We start from the raw sequence: 17,928 nt of genomic DNA, 5'->3' as shown, positions 1-17,928 counted from the left end.
CAGTCTTGCAGAGCGTTTCGCTCAAGGTGCTGAATCATGATGACAAGAAGGAGAATGACCCGGTTATTCCTCACGGCCTGCTGCGCCCTGTTGCCTGCGTGGGCGCAGGCGTACAGCGACAACTACCTGGTCGGCGTCGGCAAACATGACATTACCGGCGCCGCCGCCGAGGTCGGCATGTTTGGGTACGCCAACCCCGAGCAGAAAAGCAGCGGCATCCATAACCGCCAGTATGCGCGCGCTTACATCATCGCCGAACCCGACGACGGGCCCGCCGTGGTGTTCGTCAATGTGGATGCCGGTGCGCTGTTCCAGTCGGTCAACCAGGCGGTGGTCGAGCGTATCAAGGCTATCGACAAGCGCTTCACCCAGGACAACCTGGTGCTCAGCGCCACCCATACCCATGGCGGGGCGGGCGGTCAGTCGCACTATGCGCTGTACAACATGACCATCCTCGGCTTCGTCAAGGAGAACTTCGATGTCCAGGTCAACGGCATCGTTAAGGCCATCACCGAGGCGCATGAAAACTTGAGGCCCGGGCATGTACTGATCAAGCGCGGCGAACTGCTCACTGCCAGTAAGAACCGCTCGCAGCCGGCCTACGACAACAATCCAGCGGCCGAACGCCAGCGTTATAGCAGTTCGGTGGACCCGGAGATGCTGGTGCTGCGCCTGCGCCAGGGCAATCGCGACGCCGGCATGATCAGTTGGTTCGCCGTGCATCCGACTTCGATGAGCAATAGCAATACCCTGCTCACCAGCGACAACAAGGGCCGCGCCGAATGGCGTTTCGAGGAGCGGGCCAGGGCTCAGGGCAATCCGGACTTCGTCGCCTCGTTTGCCCAGAGCAACCATGCCGATACCACGCCCAACCTCAACCTGGATGGCACCGGGCCGACCAATGATCAGTTGCGCAATACCGAGATTATCGGCGACCGCCAGTTCGACAAGGCGCTGCAACTGTATCTCGATGCCAGCGTGCAGCTCACCGGCAGTGTGGATTTCCGCCACCAGTACAATGACTTCTCGAAGATCAGCGTGCGCCCCGAGTTCACCGGCGGCCCGCCGCAGAAAACCTGCAACGCCGCCCTCGGCAATGCCTTCGCTGCCGGTGCTGAGGACGGCCGTGCCAATATGGGATTTGAAGAGGGTATCCACGGCGCCTTTTCGCAAGAGTGGCGTGATCGTATGCAATCCCTCGCTCCTCCGACTAAGGAAGAAATCACCTGCCACGCACCTAAGCCGATACTCCTTGTGCAAAGCAGAGCTGGCTCGTCAGGTATTCCTTGGAGCCCAGAAGTATTGCCGGCATCAATCCTGCGCATCGGTCAGTTCGCCCTGCTCGCGGTACCCGGCGAGTTCACCGTGATGTCCGGGCGGCGTCTGCGCGAGACGGTGCGCGGAGTGCTCGGCAGCAACCAGCTGCTGGTGGTGGCTGGTATGTCCAATGCCTACGCCGGCTATGTGACCACCGCCGAGGAGTACGACAAGCAGCACTACGAGGGCGGCTCCACCCACTTCGGGCGCTGGACCCTGGCGGCCTACCAGCAGGTGTTCAATGACCTGGCCGTCGCACTGCGCGACCAGCAGGCGCTGGTCAGCACCCTGGTGCCGCGTGATCTGCACGATTGGGAATTTCCCGCCCTCCCTAGACTGATCTACCCTCAGCTCAGCGTCGTTACCCCTGTGCTCTACGACAATCCGCCGGCGGGCATGCAATTCGGTGAGGTGGACCGCGATGTCAATGCCCAGTATCGTGTTGGCGACACGGCGCAGGCGGTGTTCTGGACCGGCCACCCGCGCAACAATCTGCGCACCGAAGGCACCTTCCTCGAAGTGCAGCGCAAGGTGGCCGGCAACTGGCAGACGGTGGCTCGCGACAATGACTGGAGCACCGAGTACCACTGGCTGCGCAAGGACGGTTTCTGGGGCACCTCGCAGGCCACCCTGCGCTGGACCATCCCCCAGGGCACTGCGCCGGGCGAATACCGCCTAAAACATTACGGTGACAGCAAGGCGCTGGGCAGCGGAGATATATCCAGCTTCTCCGGGGTCAGCCGCAGCTTCCTGGTGCAATAACAGCGGCGCCGCGGCAGGGCAGGGCTGCTCTGCCGCGGCTTTCTGTGGACTAAGACGCAGCGCAACGCAGTTTGCGGGTGACGACCCCAGGTAAAACCCGCAAAATACCGCCAGTCTGGCTGCTTGCAGCCTGTTCCTTTCGTGACTGGAGTAACCCGCACCACCATGCGCATGCGCCTGATGCTGCTGGGCGGCGGCAATGCCCTGGGGCAGGCGCTGATCCGCCTGGGGGCCGAGGAAGATATTGGCTTTCTTGCCCCACGCCCACCCGAGGGCGGCTGGGATGTCGCCAGCCTCACCCAACTGCTCGATGACACGCGCCCCGATGCGCTGATCAATCTCGCCTACTACTTCGACTGGTTCCAGGCGGAGACGGTCGACGAGGCGCGTTTCAATCAGCAGGAGCGTGCGCTCGAACGCCTCGCCGAGCTTTGTCAGCACCACAATATCGTCCTCCTGCAACCGTCCAGCTACCGGGTCTTCGATGGCTCGCGGGCCACGGCCTACAGCGAGAAGGACGAGCCGGTGCCGCTGGGCATTCGCGGTCAGGCCCTGCGCCGTATCGAACAGAACGTGCGGGCCACCTGTCCGCGGCATGTGCTGCTGCGCTTCGGCTGGCTGCTCGACGACAGTGCCGATGGTCTGCTCGGGCGCTTCCTGCGCCGCGCCGAGCTGGAGCAGCAACTGCTGATGGCCGATGACCGGCGCGGCAATCCGACCCTGGTCGACGATGCTGCGCGGGTGATCATCGCCGTGCTCAAGCAGCTCGATTGCCAGTTTCCGCTGTGGGGCACCTATCACTACGGCGGCCACGAGGCGACCACGCCGCTGGCGCTTGGCCAGGCGATCATCAGCGAGGCGCGGCCGCTGCATAAATTGCAGGTGCTCGAAGTCAGCCCTCAGGCTCACGCCGCGCGGGTGGATGCCGCCGACGAGCCGCAGCACGCAGTACTGGCCTGCAAGAAGATCCTCAATACCTTCGGCATCAAGCCGCGTGCCTGGCGGGCCGGCCTGCCGGCCCTGCTCGATCGCTATTACCGACACAGTTGAGAACGCATGTCTGATTCCCTGATCCTGGTCACCGGTGGCGCCGGTTTTATCGGCTCGCACCTGACCGATGCCCTGCTCGCCGCCGGCCACCGAGTGCGCGTGCTGGACAACTTGTCCACCGGCCAGCGCAGCAACCTGGCGCTGGATAATCCACGGCTTGAGCTGCTCGAGGGCGATGTTGCCGATGCTGCGCTGATGCGCCGTGCGGTGGTTGGTTGCCAGGCCGTCGCCCACCTGGCGGCAGTGGCCTCGGTGCAAGCCTCGGTGGATGACCCTGTCAGCACCCACCAGAGCAACTTCATCGGCACCCTGAATCTTTGCGAAGCGATGCGTGAAGCAGGCGTACGTCGTGTGGTCTTTGCCTCCAGCGCCGCCGTGTATGGCAACAATGGTGAAGGCGTGGCGGTGCGCGAGGACACGCCCAAGGCGCCGCTCACGCCCTATGCTGCGGACAAGCTGGCCAGCGAGTTCTACCTGGATTTCTACCAGCGCCAGCATGGCCTGGAACCGGCGATCTTCCGCTTCTTCAATATATTCGGTCCGCGCCAGGATCCGTCCTCGCCCTATTCCGGGGTGATCAGCATCTTCACCGAGCGTGCTCTGAGCGGAGAACCGATCTGCGTATTCGGCGATGGCGAGCAGACCCGCGACTTCTTCTATGTCGCCGACCTGGTGCCGCTGCTGGTGCAGGCGTTGACTCAGGCGCAGGTAGCGAGCGGTGCGGTGAACGTCGGGCACAACCAGTCGATCAGCCTCAACCAGTTGCTCGCGGCGATTGGCGGGGTGCTCGGCAGCCTGCCGGCGGTGACCCATACCGCAGCCCGTGCCGGCGATATCCGCCATTCGCGGGCGGACAACCACCTGCTGCGCCAGCGCTTCCAGCTGGCCCCGGCGACGCCCTTGCAGGACGGCTTGGCCAGGCTGCTGGGGCGCTGAGTGCGCGGCGATTGATGCAAGCAAAAAGCCCCGCACTTGGCGGGGCTTTTTGCTTGCGCGACTGGCGGGCTCTTAGAACTTGTAGCCCAGGCCAATCATGTACACGAAAGGATCGATATCCACGTCCACTTCAACGTCACCGAGGGTGTTGTGGTCGAGGGTCGCGGTGACGTCGATATCGATGTAGCGCACCTGGGCGTTGAGCAGCAGGTTGTCGCTGAGCATGTAGTCCATGCCTACCTGGTAGGACAGGCCCCACGAGTCATCAATGTCCAGATTGCTGAAGCCATTGGCTTCCTGGCGGCTGCTCAGGTCTTCATCGAACATGACGGTGTAGTTGATGCCCAGGCCGAGGTAGGGCTGGAAGGCGGATTGGCTGTCCAGTGGGTAGTAGATGGCGCTCAGGGTCGGTGGCAGCTGCTTGGTTTCGCCCAGGCGGCCATCGATGGTGCCGGCAGGGGTGCCCAGTGCGGCGTCTACGCCTCTCACCCCCACCTCGTGGGTGAACGGGCTGGCGGCCAGCAACTCGATACCGATGTTGTTGGTGACCATGTAGGCGAAGTTCAGGCCCAGCTGGGTGTCGCTTTCCACGGTGGCCTTGGTGCCAGCTACGTCGGCGCCGCCGACTTGCAGCTCGCTGCTGTCTTCCACCGGGGCAACAGTGATGGCGCCGGCACGCACGATGATGTCACCGGCTTCGAAGGCTTGGGCCAGCGGCGCGGAAACGGCGAGGGCGAGTAGGGATGCGGTCAGCAGAGACTTGCGCATGGTGTGCTCCAATCAGTTTTAGGAATAGGTGTTGGCTGAGCGGATTGTCAGCCAACCTGATGGGGGCACTTCTTGACTTGGCTCAATAGGCTGGAGTGTTGTTGAGCGGTTGGGGTGCGTCAATCTGACACATCCTTGATCACATCTCGTACGGATAGATCTTCTCGGCCTGCATCTGATAGCCGGCCTCGGCCAGGTCGCTGCTGATCTGGCCGACCTTGAGCGGGCCTTCGATCCAGAACGGTTGGTACAGCGCATCCATCAGCACGCCCAGTTCGCTGGTGACATGCACGATCTGGTTGGAGGGCGGTGGCGGCACGTGGATGCAGGCGCCGAAGTAGGGCACCAGGAGGAACTCGGTGACGCGGCCTTCCTCGGTCACATCCAGCGGCACGATGTAGCCCGGCAGTTTCACCTGCTGGCCGTCGAGTGCCTTGACCACTGGCGCCGCCGGCGACTGCTGCGCGGCGGCGGGGCCGCTTTCTGCAGCGAGGGCGTCGGCCAGTTGCGACAGGTCGTGCAGCGGTGCAGCCGGCTGGGCAGTCTGTGGCGGCGCGTCGGCGGGCACCATCTCGCTCCAGGTCAGCTCGCGCAGTTCTGCGGCCATCGGAGCAGCGCTCCACAGCGCGGTAGTGCAGGACAACAGCAGCGCAAACAACAGGCGACGCATGGGCAACCTCATAGACGGATCGACAGGCCATCGGCCAGGGACTGCCGATAGGCGCGCCAGGCCGGCACGCTGCCCATCAGCAGGGCGGCCGCCAGAATAGCGCCGAGCAGACGCCACTCATAGCCACTGGGCAGGTTGAGCGGCAGGAACAGGCCGTACTGCGCCTGCACATAGCCCTGGCTGGCGGCGATGCCGAGATAGAGCAGGGCCAGCCCCAGCAAGACGCCAGCCAGGGCCAGGGCGAAGGCTTCCAGCACCAGCAAGCCGGCGATATGCCAGGGCCGCGCGCCCACCGAGCGGAGGATGGCCATCTCCCGGCGGCGCTCGTTGAGGCTGGTGAGGATGGCCGTGAGCATGCCGATCAGCCCGGTCAGCACGACGAACAGCGAGACCACGAACAGCGCCTTTTCGGCCACGCCCATCAGGCTCCACAGCTCCTGCAGGGCGACGCCGGGGAGAATCGCCTGCAGCGGCTCGCCGCGGTATTCGTTGACCTGGCGCTGCACGGTGAAGGTGGCGATCTTGCTTTTCAGACCCAACAGAACGGCGGTGATGGCCTTGGGTTGCAGCTGCATTTCACGCGCCTGCTCGGCCGAGATCTTGCCCGCGCCGCGCGCCGGCACGCCGTTCTGCCAGTCGACATGCAGCGCTTCCATGCCGGCCAGGGAGATATGCAGGGTGCGGTCCACCGGCGTGCCGGTGCGGGCGAGGATGCCGACCACGGTGAACGGCTTGTCGTCGTGCTGGGTCAGGCTGACCGTGCTGACCCCGTGGGCCAGGACGATCTGGTCGCCCAGTTTGTAGTGCAGCGCCTGCGCCACTTCGGCGCCGAGCACCACTTCGAACAGGTCGGCGAACGGCTTGCCTTCGACCAGCTGCAGCGGCTGCGTACGGCCGTAGTGGTAATGCTCAAAGTAGCCGGTGTCGGTGCCGAGCACTCGGTAACCGCGGTGCGAGTCGCCCAGTGACAGCGGGATGGCCCACTTCACCTGCGGGTGTTTGGCCAGGGTTTCGAAGCTGTCCCAGCGGATATTGTTGGTGGCATTGCCGATGCGGAACACCGAGTACAGCAGCAGGTTCACGCTGCCGGAACGGGCGCCGACGATCAGGTCGGTGCCGCTGATGGTGCTGGCGAAACTGGCGCGCGCCTCGCTGCGCACCCGTTCGACGGCAAGCAGCAGGCACACCGACAGGGCGATGGCGAACACCGTGAGCAGGGCGGTGAAGCGGCGGTTGCCCAAGCTGGCCAGGGCGATGCGGATCAGATGCATCTCAGACCTCCTCGACGCGGCTGGCGCGGTTCAGCTCGGCCAGCGACAGGGCGCGGTCGAACAGCGGCGCCAGGCTCTGGTCATGGCTGACGAACAGCAGGCTGGCGCCGGCGGCGCGGCATTCGGCGAACAGCAGCGAGAGGAATGCCTCACGCGCATCGGCATCCAGGGCCGAGGTCGGTTCGTCGGCGATCACCAGTTCCGGCTGGCCGATCAGCGCACGGGCGGCGGCGACCCGTTGCTGCTGGCCGATCGACAGCGAGTCGGCACGGCGCGGCAGCAGTTCGGCCTTCAGTCCTAGGTGTTCGAGTAATACCGCGGCAGCTGCATCGACACTGCCATGGCGCTGGCTGGCGCGTACGGCGCGGGACTGGGAGAAGCGGCAGGGCAGCTCGACGTTCTCGCGTACCGAGAGGAACGGCAGCAGGTTGAACTGCTGGAAGATATAGCCGGTGTGGTCGACCCGGAAGCGATCACGGGCGCCCGAGGACAGCCGCGCGAGCTCGTTGCCAAGCAGCTTCACGCTGCCGCGCCCCGGCTGCTGCACGCCGCCGAGCAGGCCGAGCAGGGTGGTCTTGCCGCTGCCGCTGGGGCCCTTGAGAAACAGGCTCTCGCCGCGTTGCAGAGTGAAACCGGGAATATCCAGCAACTCCGCCTGGCCGGGCCAGGCGAAGCCGAGGTCGTTGAGTTCGATCAGTGGGTCGGACATGGTCGGGCCAATGGCGGACGAGGTGCTCAGCATAGGGAGTTTGCCGCAGCAGGTGTAGACGGCGCTGCAGGTGCGTCGCGCATCGTATAGAAGAGTTTGTGCATGATCTTTTTCGCATTGCGATGCGCGGCGTCGAACCGCGGCGATGCGCTTTTGCCCCCTCTCCCGTTTACGGGAGAGGGCTGGGGAGAGGGTGAATGGCCCTGTCCCTGCATCCAGGCAGCCGCCTCCCTCAGAAGGTCAGGCGCGTATTGCTCGGACTGAGCTGCACACCCTGCTGGCCGCTGGGGCCGATCAGCTGCACGTCGAGCTTCTCGGTTCCGGGGAAACTGCCGAAGAAACTGCCCAGCTCCAGGGTTTGCAAAGCAGCAGGCGTGGCGCAGTCGAACTGGTAGTGGGCGCTGATATCGCTGTGGCCCTGTTCCTCGCTCTGCTCGTGGGCGCCATGCTCGTCGTGCTCGTGCTCGTGCTCGTGCTCGTCTGCGGACGCGGCGAACAGCGCGCCCTGCAACTCATGTTGCTTGAGCGTGCATTTGGCTTCGATGGGTAAGGCAAACAGCGCCTGGGGTTGTTGCAGTTGCTGGCGCACGGCGGCGACCTTGGCCTGGTCCGCTGCGCTGCTGGCGGCATGCTCGAAACCGACGATATTCATCGCCGGGCTCTCCAGCTGGATTTCCAGGGTGTTGCCGTCCAGCGCCACATTCAGGCTGGCCACGCCGTGTTCATGCTTGTCGAGGCTGCCGTGCTCGGCATGGTCGTGCTCATGGCTCTGAGCGTTTGCAAGCGCCAGCGGCAGCAGGGCGAAGGGCAGGGCGAGCAGCAGATGGCGCATGTGGAGGCTCCGGAAGGAATAAATTTGTAGTTATGTTATAACAGGTTTTCGACGAGTTTGGCCAGCTCCGTTTGGCGCGCTCGCGGCGTCATGGCAGCATGCCCGGCATTCAGTGAGGAATTGACGATGCTGCGAATCAAGGGACGAATCGGCGAGTGGCCGGTGGATCTGTCAGTGGAAATGGATCAGGAGGACTGGGCGCAACTGGCGGCGCTGTTACCTCGCGACAGCGCCGTCACGCCGGTACCGGCGCCCGTGGCGGCTGTGGCAAAAGCTCAGGACGGCCTGTGGCAGGCCACGCAGGATTTGCTGCAGCGCGCCGGCAGTCTGGATGGCCCGCAATTGCTGGGCGAGCTGACGGCCCTGGCCGGCAGTTCCGCGGCCGGCAAGCGTCTGCTGGTGCGCCTGCGCCATTGCCCGCAGGTGCAAATAGAAAGCGGCGCCGAAGCGCCGCTGTATCGCTGGATCGGTTGATTTAATCAGCCGGCCTGGTTGACCCGCACGCCCGGCGCGCCGTGTTCCAGCTGTGCGCGCAGGTCGGCGGGGATGGCGGTTTTGCCGAAGCTCTGCGCATCGACCATCACGTAGGTGACTTCGCTGCGCGCGACCAGGCGCTGCTCGGCCTGCTGGATGATTTCCACCAGCAGGCTGTACGAGGTGGTGCCCAGGCGCAGGGTCTGCACCTGAATGAGCAGCACATCATCGAAGCGCGCCGGCGAGCTCCAGTCGGTGGTCATGCGCACCACCTGGCTGTCCAGGCCCCGGTCGAGCAGGTACTGATAGCTGCCAAACAACGCGCGGTAGAACTCGGTGGCGGCCACGTCGATGTAGTCGCCATAGCGCGCGTTGAACACCACCTGCTGGGCATCGCACTCGCCGTAGCGCACCCGCAGTAGCAGCTGGAAGGGCGTGCTCATCTCAGTAGATCGCCTGGTACAGCTTGCGTCGGTATAGGGTCACCAGCGGGTGATCGTTGCCGAGCAGGTCGAACACCTGCAGCAGGGTCTTGTGGGCGATGCCCTCGGCATAGCTGCGGTTGCGCACGAACAGTTTGAGCAGGCCATCCAGCGCCGCCTCGTGCTGCTGGCGCGCCAGCTGCTGGATGGCCAGCTGGTAGGTCGCCTCGTCGTCGTTGCCATCCTGGGCCAGGCGAGCTTTCAGGTCGGCGCTGTCCGGCAGGTCGGCGGCCTGACGCAGGAAGGTCAGCTGCGCTTTGGCACCGGCCAGGGCCTGCTTGTGTTCGTCGCCTTTCACCGCGTTCAGTACCGCTTCGGCTTCGCCCAGTTCGCCGCGCTCGGCCAGGCAGCGCGCGTAGAGGATCAGCGCGGCGGCGTTTTCGTTGTTCTCGGTGAGGACCTGCTTGAGCAGGCTCTCGGCTTCACCGATACGGCCTTCGGTGAAGAGTGTCTGCACCGTTTCCATGGGGTCGGCGGCTTCCGGCGCCGGTTCGGCGACATGCGGCTTGAGCATCTCGCGGATCGCCGATTCCGGTTGCGCACCGGCAAAGCCGTCGACCGGCTGGCCATCCTTGAACAGCACCACGGTGGGCAGGCTGCGGATACCGAAGCGGGCGACGATATCCTGCTCGATGTCGCAGTTGACCTTGGCCAGCAGCAGTTCGCCGCGGTATTCCTCGGTGATCTTCGCCAGCAGCGGCATCAGCGCCTTGCACGGCGCGCACCACTCGGCCCAGAAGTCCACCAGCACCGGCTTGTGGAAGGAGTTTTCGATCACCAGCTGTTCGAAGCTGGCGGCGCCGGAAATGTCGAAGATGTAGGGGGTATCGCTCATGGAAGAATCTCGGGAAGGCGAAAGGCTGCAACTATAAATGCGGGCGTGTCGGCACGGATACAAGTAGCCCGGATTGCGTCCGGGCTACGGACTGCTCTTGTAGGAGCCAGCTTGCTGGCGATGCTCTTGTGCTGCCGCGGATCGCCAGCAAGCTGGCTCCTACACCATCACCATCACCATCACCATCAGCGCTGGGCGTGATACAGGCTGACATGGCGAAACTCCGCCGGCTCGGCCAGGTCCGGCCAGGTGCAGGCTTCGAGCATACCCAGGCGCTGGTACAGCGGGTGCTGGAAGTCCTTGACCCGCGAATCGGCGACCAGCGCCTCGCGGCCTCGGCTGAGGAAATGGTCGAGCAACGGCAGGTTGGCGCGGTCGTAGAGCACGTCGGCGACGATGATCAGGTCGAAGCGGTCTGCCTCGGCGAAGAAATCCAGCGAGTAGCTCAACTCCACCCCGTTCAGCTCGGCATTCGCCCGGCACGATTCGATGGCCAGCGGGTCGAGGTCGCAGGCCACCACTTCCAGGGCGCCGGCCTTGGCTGCGGCGATGGCGGCCACGCCGGAACCGGCGCCGAAGTCCAGCACGCGCTTGCCGTGTACCCACTCGGGCTGTTCGGCCAGCCAGCGTGCCAGCACCAGACCGCTGGCCCAGCAGAAGCTCCAGTAGGGCGGCTCCTCGAGGATCAGGCGGGTTTCTTCCGGGCTGAAGCAGCGGTCCATGTTCGCCGCATCGATCAGCCACAGCTTGAGGTCGGTGCCGGGCAGAGTTTCCGCCACCAAGCGTGCGTCACCGAGCAGCTGTCGCAAGGCGTCCTGCAGGACTGCCGGAGCCTTCATGGTGCGCTGACCAATGGCAGTTCGCCGAGGCTTTGCGTCTGCGCCTGGCTGATGCGCTGCGGCGGCAGGCGCAGGACCAGGCGCCCGGACTGGCTGATGCGCGCGCGCAGTTCGACCCGTGCGCCGCTGGGGAAGTACGCCGGGTTGAATGGCAGGCGGAACGGCAGCAGCTGGCCGTTGCCGCTTAGTTTCAGGCTGCCGAGCAGCTGTTGCGGGCGGTCGCGCTCGTCGATCACCAGCAGGGCCATCTCCACTTCGCTGCCGGCTGGCGGCGTGCGCAGGCTGCCGCGCAGCTCGCGCATATGGCTGGGCAGGGGCGCTTCGACCACGACGGCCGGCTTGGTCACGGCGACTGGTGCTGGCGCCGGCGCGACGGGTGGCGTGGGTTTTTCCGGCGCACTGGCGCAGGCGGCCAGCAGCAGGGTACTGAACAGGGGAAGCAGCAAGCGTATCGACATGGCGAACCTGGGCGGCAAGGCATTTATACAGGCAAGACTAGCGCGGGATGCGCTGGGGCGGGCGCCTGTATACCGCAAAGGCGCTGGCTTGTCTTGGCAAAGGGATGCGCTACCATGAGCCACCTTTTCATAGGGCCGTTTCCCGCCATGCATTGCCCCTTCTGTGCTGCCAACGACACCAAGGTCATCGACTCCCGCCTGGTCGCCGAGGGCGAACAGGTGCGCCGCCGGCGCGAATGCCTGGCCTGCGGCGAACGTTTCACCACCTTCGAAACCGCCGAACTGGTGATGCCGCGCCTGATCAAGCAGGACGGCAGCCGCCAGCCGTTCGACGAGGACAAGCTGCGCGCCGGCATGCAGCGTGCGCTGGAGAAGCGCCCGGTCAGCGTCGAGCGCCTGGAAGAGGCGATCGCCCACATCAAGCAGAAGCTGCGCGCCACCGGCGAACGCGAGATCAAGTCGCTGGTGCTCGGCGAGCTGGTGATGACCGAGCTGCAGAAGCTCGATGAAGTCGCCTATATCCGCTTCGCCTCGGTCTACCGCCGCTTCCAGGATCTCAACGAGTTCCGCGAGGAAATCGATCGCCTGGCCCGTGAGCCGGCGAAACCATGAGCGGAACCGCGAACGACCAGCTATTCATGGCCCGCGCGCTGGAACTGGCGCGCAAGGGTCTGTACTCCACCCATCCCAATCCCCGCGTCGGCTGCGTCATCGTGCGTGACGGGCAGGTCGTCGGCGAAGGCTGGCACGCCCGCGCTGGCGAGCCTCATGCCGAAGTACATGCCCTGCGCCAGGCCGGCGCGCGGGCGCAAGGTGCCACTGCCTACGTCACCCTGGAACCCTGCAGCCACCACGGGCGCACGCCGCCCTGCGCCGATGCGCTGGTCGCGGCCGGTGTCGCCCGCGTGGTGGCAGCCATGCAGGACCCCAATCCGGAGGTGTCCGGCAAGGGCCTGCTGCGCCTGATGCACGCCGGCATCGCCGTGCACAGCGGCGTGCTGGAGGCCGAGGCGCGGGTGCTCAACGCCGGCTTTATCAAGCGCATGGAGCAGGGCCTGCCGTTCGTGCGGGTCAAGCTGGCGATGAGCCTGGACGGGCGCACGGCTATGGCCAGCGGCGAGAGTCAGTGGATCACCGGGCCGGAAGCGCGCTCGGCGGTGCAGCGCCTGCGTGCGCGGGCCAGCGTGATCCTTACCGGCGCCGATACCGTGCTTACCGACCAGGCGCGCCTCACCGTGCGCCCCGATGAACTGGGACTGGGCGCCGAGCAGGCGGCCCTGGCAGTCAGCCGGCCGCCGCTGCGCGTGCTGGTCGACGGCCGCCTGCGTGTGCCGCTGTCGGCGCCGTTTTATAAGACCGGGCCGGCGCTGGTCGCCACCTGCGCCGCCGCGTCCGCCCGCGATCGCTTCCTCGAAGACGGCCATGAGCTGCTCGCCGTGCCGGGCAGCAATGGCCATGTCGACCTGCGCAAACTGCTCATGGAACTGGCCAGTCGCGGTGCCAACGAAGTGCTGGTCGAGGCCGGGCCGCGCCTGGCCGGAGCGTTTGCCCGCGCCGGGCTGGTCGATGAGTACCAGCTGTTCGTCGCGCCGAAGTTCCTCGGCTCCAGCGCGCGGCCCTTGCTCGACTGGCCGCTGGCGCGCATGGCCGAGGCCCAGGAACTGGAGATCCGTGAGATCCGCGCAGTCGGCGCCGACTGGCGGATCATCGCGGTACCCAAGCGCTCGCTTTCATAAAGCCAAAGTAACTCATTGTTTTGCATGTAAAAATTGAATCTACATGAAGGCTTGTAGGAGCCAGCTTGCTGGCGATCCTGGCAGGTCAAAAGCATCGCCAGCAAGCTGGCTCCTACAGAGTTTGCTGCGCGACAGCGCTCCATCGAAGACGGCGGGCAATCTCCTACAGCAGGCCGCGCTTTTGTGGTAAAAAGCAGGCCGCAGCCCTCCAAGGCTGCAACGTTCTCAGGGCGGGGTGTGATTCCCCACCGGCGGTAATGGCACGCTAAGTGTCTAGCCCGCGAGCGCCTTTCCACGGGAAAGGGACAGCAGACCCGGTGCGATTCCGGGGCCGACGGTATAGTCCGGATAAAGAGAGAGCGGGATTCCCTCCCAGGGTGCCGTCTGCTGCGCCCGCGAAAATCCCTATCGATCGGCATTGCCCTGTTTTTGACCAAAACAGGAGTTCATCCATGCTGCATTGCAACACCCACCGGGAGGACGCATGTTCACCGGCATAATCGAATCCATCGGTACCATCCGTGCCCTGACGCCCAAGGGCGGCGACGTACGCGTGTACGTGCAGACCGGCAAACTTGACCTGGGCGACGTCAAACTGGGTGACAGCATCGCGGTCAACGGCGTGTGCCTGACTGCGGTCGAGCTGCCGGGCGACGGTTTCTGGGCCGACGTCAGCCGCGAGACCCTGGCCTGCAGTGCCTTCATCGACCTGAAGATCGGCAGCCGGGTCAACCTGGAAAAGGCCCTGACGCCGACCACCCGCCTCGGCGGGCATCTGGTCAGCGGTCATGTCGACGGCGTCGGCGAGATTGTCAAGCGCGAGGACAATGCCCGCGCCATCCAATTCACCGTGCGTGCGCCGCGCGAGCTGGCCAAGTACATCGCGCTGAAAGGCTCGATCACCGTCGATGGCACCAGCCTGACGGTCAACGCGGTGAATGGCGCCGAATTTGAACTGACCATCGTGCCGCATACCCTGGTCGAGACCATCATGGCCGACTACCAGTCCGGTCGCAGGGTCAACCTGGAAGTGGATCTGCTGGCCCGTTACCTGGAGCGCCTGCTGCTCGGTGACAAGGCTGCCGAGCCCGCTGCCAGTGGCATCACCGAAGGTTTCTTGGCCGAGCACGGCTTTCTGAACCCGTCTCGCTAACGAATTGAAGGAATAGCCCTCATGGCTCTGAATACCGCAGCAGAACTGATCGAAGACATCCGCGCCGGCAAGATGGTCATCCTCATGGATGACGAGGACCGCGAGAACGAAGGCGACATCATCATCGCCTCCGAATGCGTGACCGCCGAGCACATCAACTTCATGGCCCGTTTCGCCCGCGGCCTGATCTGCATGCCGATGAGCCGCGAGCGTTGCGAGCTGCTCAAGCTGCCGCTGATGGCGCCGCGCAATGGTTCCGGTTTCGGCACCAAGTTCACCGTCTCCATCGAAGCCGCCGAGGGCGTGACCACCGGCATTTCCGCCGCCGACCGCGCGCGTACCGTGCAGGCCGCCGTGGCCAGGAGTGCGGTGGCCGACGATATCGTCAGCCCCGGTCACATCTTCCCGCTGATGGCCCAGCCCGGCGGCGTGCTGGCCCGTGCTGGGCACACCGAGGCGGCCTGCGACCTGGCGCGCATGGCCGGTTTCGAGCCGAGCGGGGTGATCTGCGAGATCATGAACGACGACGGCACCATGGCCCGTCGTCCGGAGCTGGAAGTGTTCGCCGCCGAGCACAACCTGAAGATCGGCACCATCGCCGACCTGATCCACTACCGGCTGATCCACGAGCGCACCGTGCAGCGCGTCAGCGAGCAGACCATCGACAGCGAGCTGGGCCAGTTCAACCTGGTCAGCTACCGCGATGCCCTGGATGACAGCGTGCACATGGCCCTGACCCTGGGCAGCATCTGCGCCGAGACGCCAACCCTGGTACGGGTGCACAACGCCGATCCGCTGCGCGACCTGTTCCTGGTCAAGCAGGCGGGGCGCTGGAGCCTGCGTGCGGCCATGGCCGAGGTGGCCAAGGCCGGTAGCGGGGTGGTGTTGCTGCTGGGCAATCCGATCAACGGTCCGGAGCTGCTGGCTCAGCTCGAACGTAGCCAGGGTGCCGAGAATAAGTCGGCCAGCCCGACCACCTACAGCACCGTCGGTGCCGGTTCGCAGATCCTGCGTGATCTGGGCGTGCGCAAGATGCGCCTGCTCAGCTCGCCGATGAAGTTCAACGCGATATCCGGCTTCGACCTGGAAGTAGTAGAATACGTGCCCGCTGAATAAGCCGGTCTGTCGATCGGCTGTTCATATCCTATGTTTACAGTGCGCTGCCACTAGCGCACTGGCTCTTTAACGCCATACGAGACTCGCCATGACCCTGAAGACCATCGAAGGTACCTTCATCGCCCCCAAGGGCAAGTACGCCCTGGTAGTGGGCCGCTTCAACAGCTTCGTCGTCGAAAGCCTGGTCAGTGGCGCAGTTGATGCGCTGGTGCGCCACGGTGTGAGCGAAAGCGACATCACCATCATCCGCGCGCCGGGTGCCTTCGAAATTCCCCTGGTTACCCAGAAAGTCGCCCAGCGTGGCGAGTACGCCGCCATCATCGCCCTCGGCGCTGTCATCCGTGGCGGCACCCCGCACTTCGAATACGTCGCCGGTGAATGCACCAAGGGTCTGGCTCAGGTGTCCATGGAATACGGCGTGCCGGTGTCCTTCGGCGTGCTGACCGTCGACTCCATCGAACAAGCCATCGAGCGTTCCGGCACCAAGGCCGGCAACAAGGGCGCCGAAGCTGCTCTGTCCGCTCTGGAAATGGTCAGCCTGCTGGCGCAGTTGGAGGCCAAGTGAGCCTTAACCACGACGACAGCCAGGACGCTCCGCAGCCCAAGGCCAAGGGCAAGATCGCAACCCGCCGCGTGGCCCGCAGCCTAGGCATGCAGGCCCTGTATCAGTGGCACATGGCCGGTCAGTCGCTGAACGAGATCGAAGCGCAGTTCCGCGTCGACAACGATTTCAGCGGCGTCGACGGCGGCTACTTCCACGAGATCCTCGTCGGTGTGGCCACCCAGAAGACCGAGATCGACGAGGCCATCGCGCCTTGCCTGGATCGTCCGCTGGAAGAACTGGACCCGGTCGAACTGGCCATCCTGCGCCTGTCCACCTGGGAGCTGCGCAGCCGCGTCGACGTGCCCTATCGCGTGGTGATCAACGAAGGTATCGAGCTGGCCAAAGTGTTCGGTGCCACCGACGGACACAAGTTCGTCAACGGCGTGCTGGACAAGCTCGCGCCTACCCTGCGTGCCGCCGAGGTCAGCGCTCACAAGCGCTGATCGGGCTGCAACCGGGTGGGTGAGTTCGAGCTAATCCGCCGCTTCTTCGCCGCCGCGCCTTGTGCGCAGGCGGCCGAAGGAGTCGCCCTGGGCATCGGCGACGACTGTGCCCTGCTGCAACTGCCAGCCGGCGAACAACTGGCGGTGTCTACCGACACCCTGGTTGCCAGCGTGCATTTTCCCGCATCCCCCGACCCCTTCCTGCTCGGCCAGCGCGCGCTGGCAGTGGCGGCCAGTGACCTGGCGGCCATGGGCGCCACTCCTCTGGGCTTCACCCTGGCCATCACCTTGCCGCAGGCGGACGAAGCCTGGCTGCAGGGGTTTGCCCGTGGCCTGTCGCAGATGGCGCAAGGCTGTCGCCTGGCCCTGGTCGGCGGCGATACCACCCGTGGCCCGCTGAGCCTCACCGTCACGGTGTTCGGCCGGCTGCCGGCCGGCCAGGCGCTGACTCGCAGCGGTGCCCGCCCCGGCGACCTGCTCTGCGTCGGCGGCGAGCTGGGCGATGCCGCCGGCGCCTTGCCGCTGGTGCTGGCTCAGCGCCAAGAGCAGGGGGAACAGGTCGACTACCTGCTGCTGCGCTACTGGGCGCCGCAGCCGCAACTGGCGCTCGGCCTGCTGCTGCGCGGCAAGGCCACGGCGGCGCTGGATATCTCCGACGGCCTGCTGGCGGACTGCGGGCATATCGCCGCCGCCTCCGGCCTGGCCTTGCATATCGAACTGGCTCGCGTGCCGCTGTCGACTGCCCTGCAAGCTATCGCCGGGACGGCGGCGCGCGATTGTGCGCTGGCCGGTGGCGACGACTATGTATTGGCGTTTACCCTGCCGCCCGAGCATCTGGCTGCCGTGCAGGCGGCCTGGCCGGCGACCGTGGTAATCGGCCAGGCAGTGGTCGGCACCGGGGTTGCGCTGCTGGATGACAGTGGTGCGCTGATCCAACCGCCACGGGCGGGCTATCAACATTTCGGGAGTTCGGGTGACTGATTCGGTTCGTGTGGCGCCGCAGGTGTGGCGCAATCCCTGGCATTTTCTGGCCTTCGGTTTCGGCTCCGGGCTGATGCCCAAGGCGCCGGGCACCTGGGGCTCGCTGGTGGCCATTCCGTTCATTCCGCTGTGGCAGATGCTGCCGGACTGGGGCTACTGGCTGCTGCTGGGCATCACCATGCTGTTCGGCTTCTGGCTGTGCGGTCGGGTCGCTACGGACATGAAGGTGCATGACCACGAGGGCATTGTCTGGGACGAGATGGTCGGCATGTGGATCACCCTGTGGCTGGTGCCTGAAGGTTGGCACTGGATCCTGCTAGGCTTCCTGGTATTCCGCTTCTTCGACATCCTCAAGCCGTGGCCGATCAGCTGGATTGATCGTCACGTGCATGGCGGAGTGGGCATCATGCTGGATGACGTGCTGGCCGGCGTATTCGCCTGGTTGAGCATGCAGCTGATCGTCTGGGGCGTCGCCTGGCTGTAAGGAGGGTT

Annotated in this window: 21 protein-coding genes and 1 riboswitch; of the genes, 12 read left to right on the top strand and 9 right to left on the bottom strand. The window is 65.1% G+C overall.

Annotation, left to right across the window (positions count from 1 at the left end; genetic code table 11):
- Positions 1–54: 54 nt before the first annotated feature.
- The 3 genes from LRS11_RS02170 to LRS11_RS02160 all read left to right on the top strand — a co-directional run bounded on the left by LRS11_RS02170 (position 55) and on the right by LRS11_RS02160 (position 4,065).
- Positions 55–2,079 carry a neutral/alkaline ceramidase gene (locus LRS11_RS02170; protein WP_260495339.1) on the top strand — a complete coding sequence of 675 codons (2,025 nt, stop codon included), beginning with the start codon at positions 55–57 and terminating at the stop codon, positions 2,077–2,079.
- A 165-nt stretch (positions 2,080–2,244) separates the two neighbouring features.
- On the top strand, positions 2,245–3,129 hold the full coding sequence (locus LRS11_RS02165) for a sugar nucleotide-binding protein (RefSeq protein ID WP_173211588.1): 885 nt from the start codon (positions 2,245–2,247) through the stop codon (positions 3,127–3,129).
- A 6-nt stretch (positions 3,130–3,135) separates the two neighbouring features.
- The gene (locus LRS11_RS02160) at positions 3,136–4,065 is read left to right on the top strand and encodes an NAD-dependent epimerase/dehydratase family protein (protein WP_260495338.1); all 930 of its coding nucleotides are present in this window, start codon (positions 3,136–3,138) and stop codon (positions 4,063–4,065) included.
- A 72-nt stretch (positions 4,066–4,137) separates the two neighbouring features.
- On the opposite strand, the gene LRS11_RS02155 is transcribed toward LRS11_RS02160, so the two are convergent.
- The 5 genes from LRS11_RS02155 to LRS11_RS02135 all read right to left on the bottom strand — a co-directional run bounded on the left by LRS11_RS02155 (position 4,138) and on the right by LRS11_RS02135 (position 8,315).
- Complete coding sequence (locus tag LRS11_RS02155; protein ID WP_260495337.1) at positions 4,138–4,833, bottom strand: OmpW family protein; 696 nt, start codon at positions 4,831–4,833, stop codon at positions 4,138–4,140.
- 139 nt (positions 4,834–4,972) lie between these two features.
- Positions 4,973–5,503: a DUF3299 domain-containing protein gene (locus tag LRS11_RS02150; protein WP_260495336.1), complete on the bottom strand. Its 531-nt coding sequence runs from the start codon at positions 5,501–5,503 to the stop codon at positions 4,973–4,975.
- 8 nt (positions 5,504–5,511) lie between these two features.
- Entirely contained in the window at positions 5,512–6,774 is a 1,263-nt protein-coding gene (locus LRS11_RS02145; RefSeq protein ID WP_260495335.1) for an ABC transporter permease, read from the bottom strand.
- Position 6,775: 1 nt separating this feature from the next.
- Positions 6,776–7,483, bottom strand: coding sequence for an ABC transporter ATP-binding protein (locus tag LRS11_RS02140; RefSeq protein WP_260496846.1), 708 nt, complete (start codon positions 7,481–7,483; stop codon positions 6,776–6,778).
- Positions 7,484–7,715: 232 nt separating this feature from the next.
- Positions 7,716–8,315, bottom strand: a complete 600-nt coding sequence (locus tag LRS11_RS02135; RefSeq protein ID WP_260495334.1) for a DUF2796 domain-containing protein — start codon at positions 8,313–8,315, stop codon at positions 7,716–7,718.
- A 126-nt stretch (positions 8,316–8,441) separates the two neighbouring features.
- Between LRS11_RS02135 and LRS11_RS02130 the strand changes: the two genes are divergently transcribed.
- On the top strand, positions 8,442–8,789 hold the full coding sequence (locus tag LRS11_RS02130) for a hypothetical protein (protein WP_260495333.1): 348 nt from the start codon (positions 8,442–8,444) through the stop codon (positions 8,787–8,789).
- A gap of 5 nt (positions 8,790–8,794) precedes the next feature.
- Here LRS11_RS02130 and LRS11_RS02125 read toward each other — a convergent pair whose 3' ends face one another.
- From LRS11_RS02125 to LRS11_RS02110, 4 genes are all read right to left on the bottom strand, one after another.
- On the bottom strand, positions 8,795–9,232 hold the full coding sequence (locus tag LRS11_RS02125) for an acyl-CoA thioesterase (RefSeq protein WP_260495332.1): 438 nt from the start codon (positions 9,230–9,232) through the stop codon (positions 8,795–8,797).
- Position 9,233: 1 nt separating this feature from the next.
- Positions 9,234–10,106 (bottom strand): thioredoxin, encoded by an 873-nt coding sequence (gene trxA / locus LRS11_RS02120; RefSeq protein ID WP_260495331.1) that lies wholly within the window; start codon positions 10,104–10,106, stop codon positions 9,234–9,236.
- A 185-nt stretch (positions 10,107–10,291) separates the two neighbouring features.
- Positions 10,292–10,945 carry a methyltransferase gene (locus LRS11_RS02115; RefSeq protein WP_260495330.1) on the bottom strand — a complete coding sequence of 218 codons (654 nt, stop codon included), beginning with the start codon at positions 10,943–10,945 and terminating at the stop codon, positions 10,292–10,294.
- Positions 10,942–11,403, bottom strand: coding sequence for a YbaY family lipoprotein (locus LRS11_RS02110; RefSeq protein ID WP_260495329.1), 462 nt, complete (start codon positions 11,401–11,403; stop codon positions 10,942–10,944). Before LRS11_RS02110 ends, LRS11_RS02115 begins: the two co-directional genes overlap by 4 nt.
- A 147-nt stretch (positions 11,404–11,550) precedes the next feature.
- Here LRS11_RS02110 and nrdR point away from each other — a divergent pair, with 147 nt between their 5' ends.
- The 8 genes from nrdR (at position 11,551) to LRS11_RS02070 (ending at position 17,920) form a co-directional block, all read left to right on the top strand.
- A complete protein-coding gene (nrdR, locus tag LRS11_RS02105) occupies positions 11,551–12,015 on the top strand; it encodes a transcriptional regulator NrdR (RefSeq protein ID WP_160488971.1) in 465 nt (154 codons plus the stop codon).
- Complete coding sequence (gene ribD, locus LRS11_RS02100) at positions 12,012–13,139, top strand: bifunctional diaminohydroxyphosphoribosylaminopyrimidine deaminase/5-amino-6-(5-phosphoribosylamino)uracil reductase RibD (protein WP_260495328.1); 1,128 nt, start codon at positions 12,012–12,014, stop codon at positions 13,137–13,139. Before nrdR ends, ribD begins: the two co-directional genes overlap by 4 nt.
- Before the next feature lie 217 nt (positions 13,140–13,356).
- A riboswitch (FMN riboswitch) is annotated at positions 13,357–13,504 on the top strand.
- 119 nt (positions 13,505–13,623) lie between these two features.
- A complete protein-coding gene (locus tag LRS11_RS02095; RefSeq protein ID WP_260495327.1) occupies positions 13,624–14,292 on the top strand; it encodes a riboflavin synthase in 669 nt (222 codons plus the stop codon).
- Positions 14,293–14,313: 21 nt separating this feature from the next.
- Positions 14,314–15,408 (top strand): bifunctional 3,4-dihydroxy-2-butanone-4-phosphate synthase/GTP cyclohydrolase II, encoded by a 1,095-nt coding sequence (gene ribBA / locus LRS11_RS02090; RefSeq protein WP_260495326.1) that lies wholly within the window; start codon positions 14,314–14,316, stop codon positions 15,406–15,408.
- Between the two features lie 88 nt (positions 15,409–15,496).
- Positions 15,497–15,973 carry a 6,7-dimethyl-8-ribityllumazine synthase gene (gene ribE / locus LRS11_RS02085; RefSeq protein ID WP_182834479.1) on the top strand — a complete coding sequence of 159 codons (477 nt, stop codon included), beginning with the start codon at positions 15,497–15,499 and terminating at the stop codon, positions 15,971–15,973.
- Complete coding sequence (gene nusB, locus LRS11_RS02080) at positions 15,970–16,455, top strand: transcription antitermination factor NusB (protein WP_260495325.1); 486 nt, start codon at positions 15,970–15,972, stop codon at positions 16,453–16,455. The genes ribE and nusB overlap by 4 nt, the downstream gene beginning before the upstream one ends.
- Before the next feature lie 15 nt (positions 16,456–16,470).
- Entirely contained in the window at positions 16,471–17,436 is a 966-nt protein-coding gene (gene thiL, locus LRS11_RS02075) for a thiamine-phosphate kinase (RefSeq protein WP_260495324.1), read from the top strand.
- Positions 17,429–17,920: a phosphatidylglycerophosphatase A gene (locus LRS11_RS02070; protein ID WP_260495323.1), complete on the top strand. Its 492-nt coding sequence runs from the start codon at positions 17,429–17,431 to the stop codon at positions 17,918–17,920. Before thiL ends, LRS11_RS02070 begins: the two co-directional genes overlap by 8 nt.
- Positions 17,921–17,928 lie beyond the last annotated feature (8 nt).

Source organism: Pseudomonas sp. J452 (genome assembly GCF_024666525.1).
Lineage (GTDB): Bacteria > Pseudomonadota > Gammaproteobacteria > Pseudomonadales > Pseudomonadaceae > Aquipseudomonas.
This window is presented reverse-complemented; position numbering and strand designations above follow the sequence as displayed.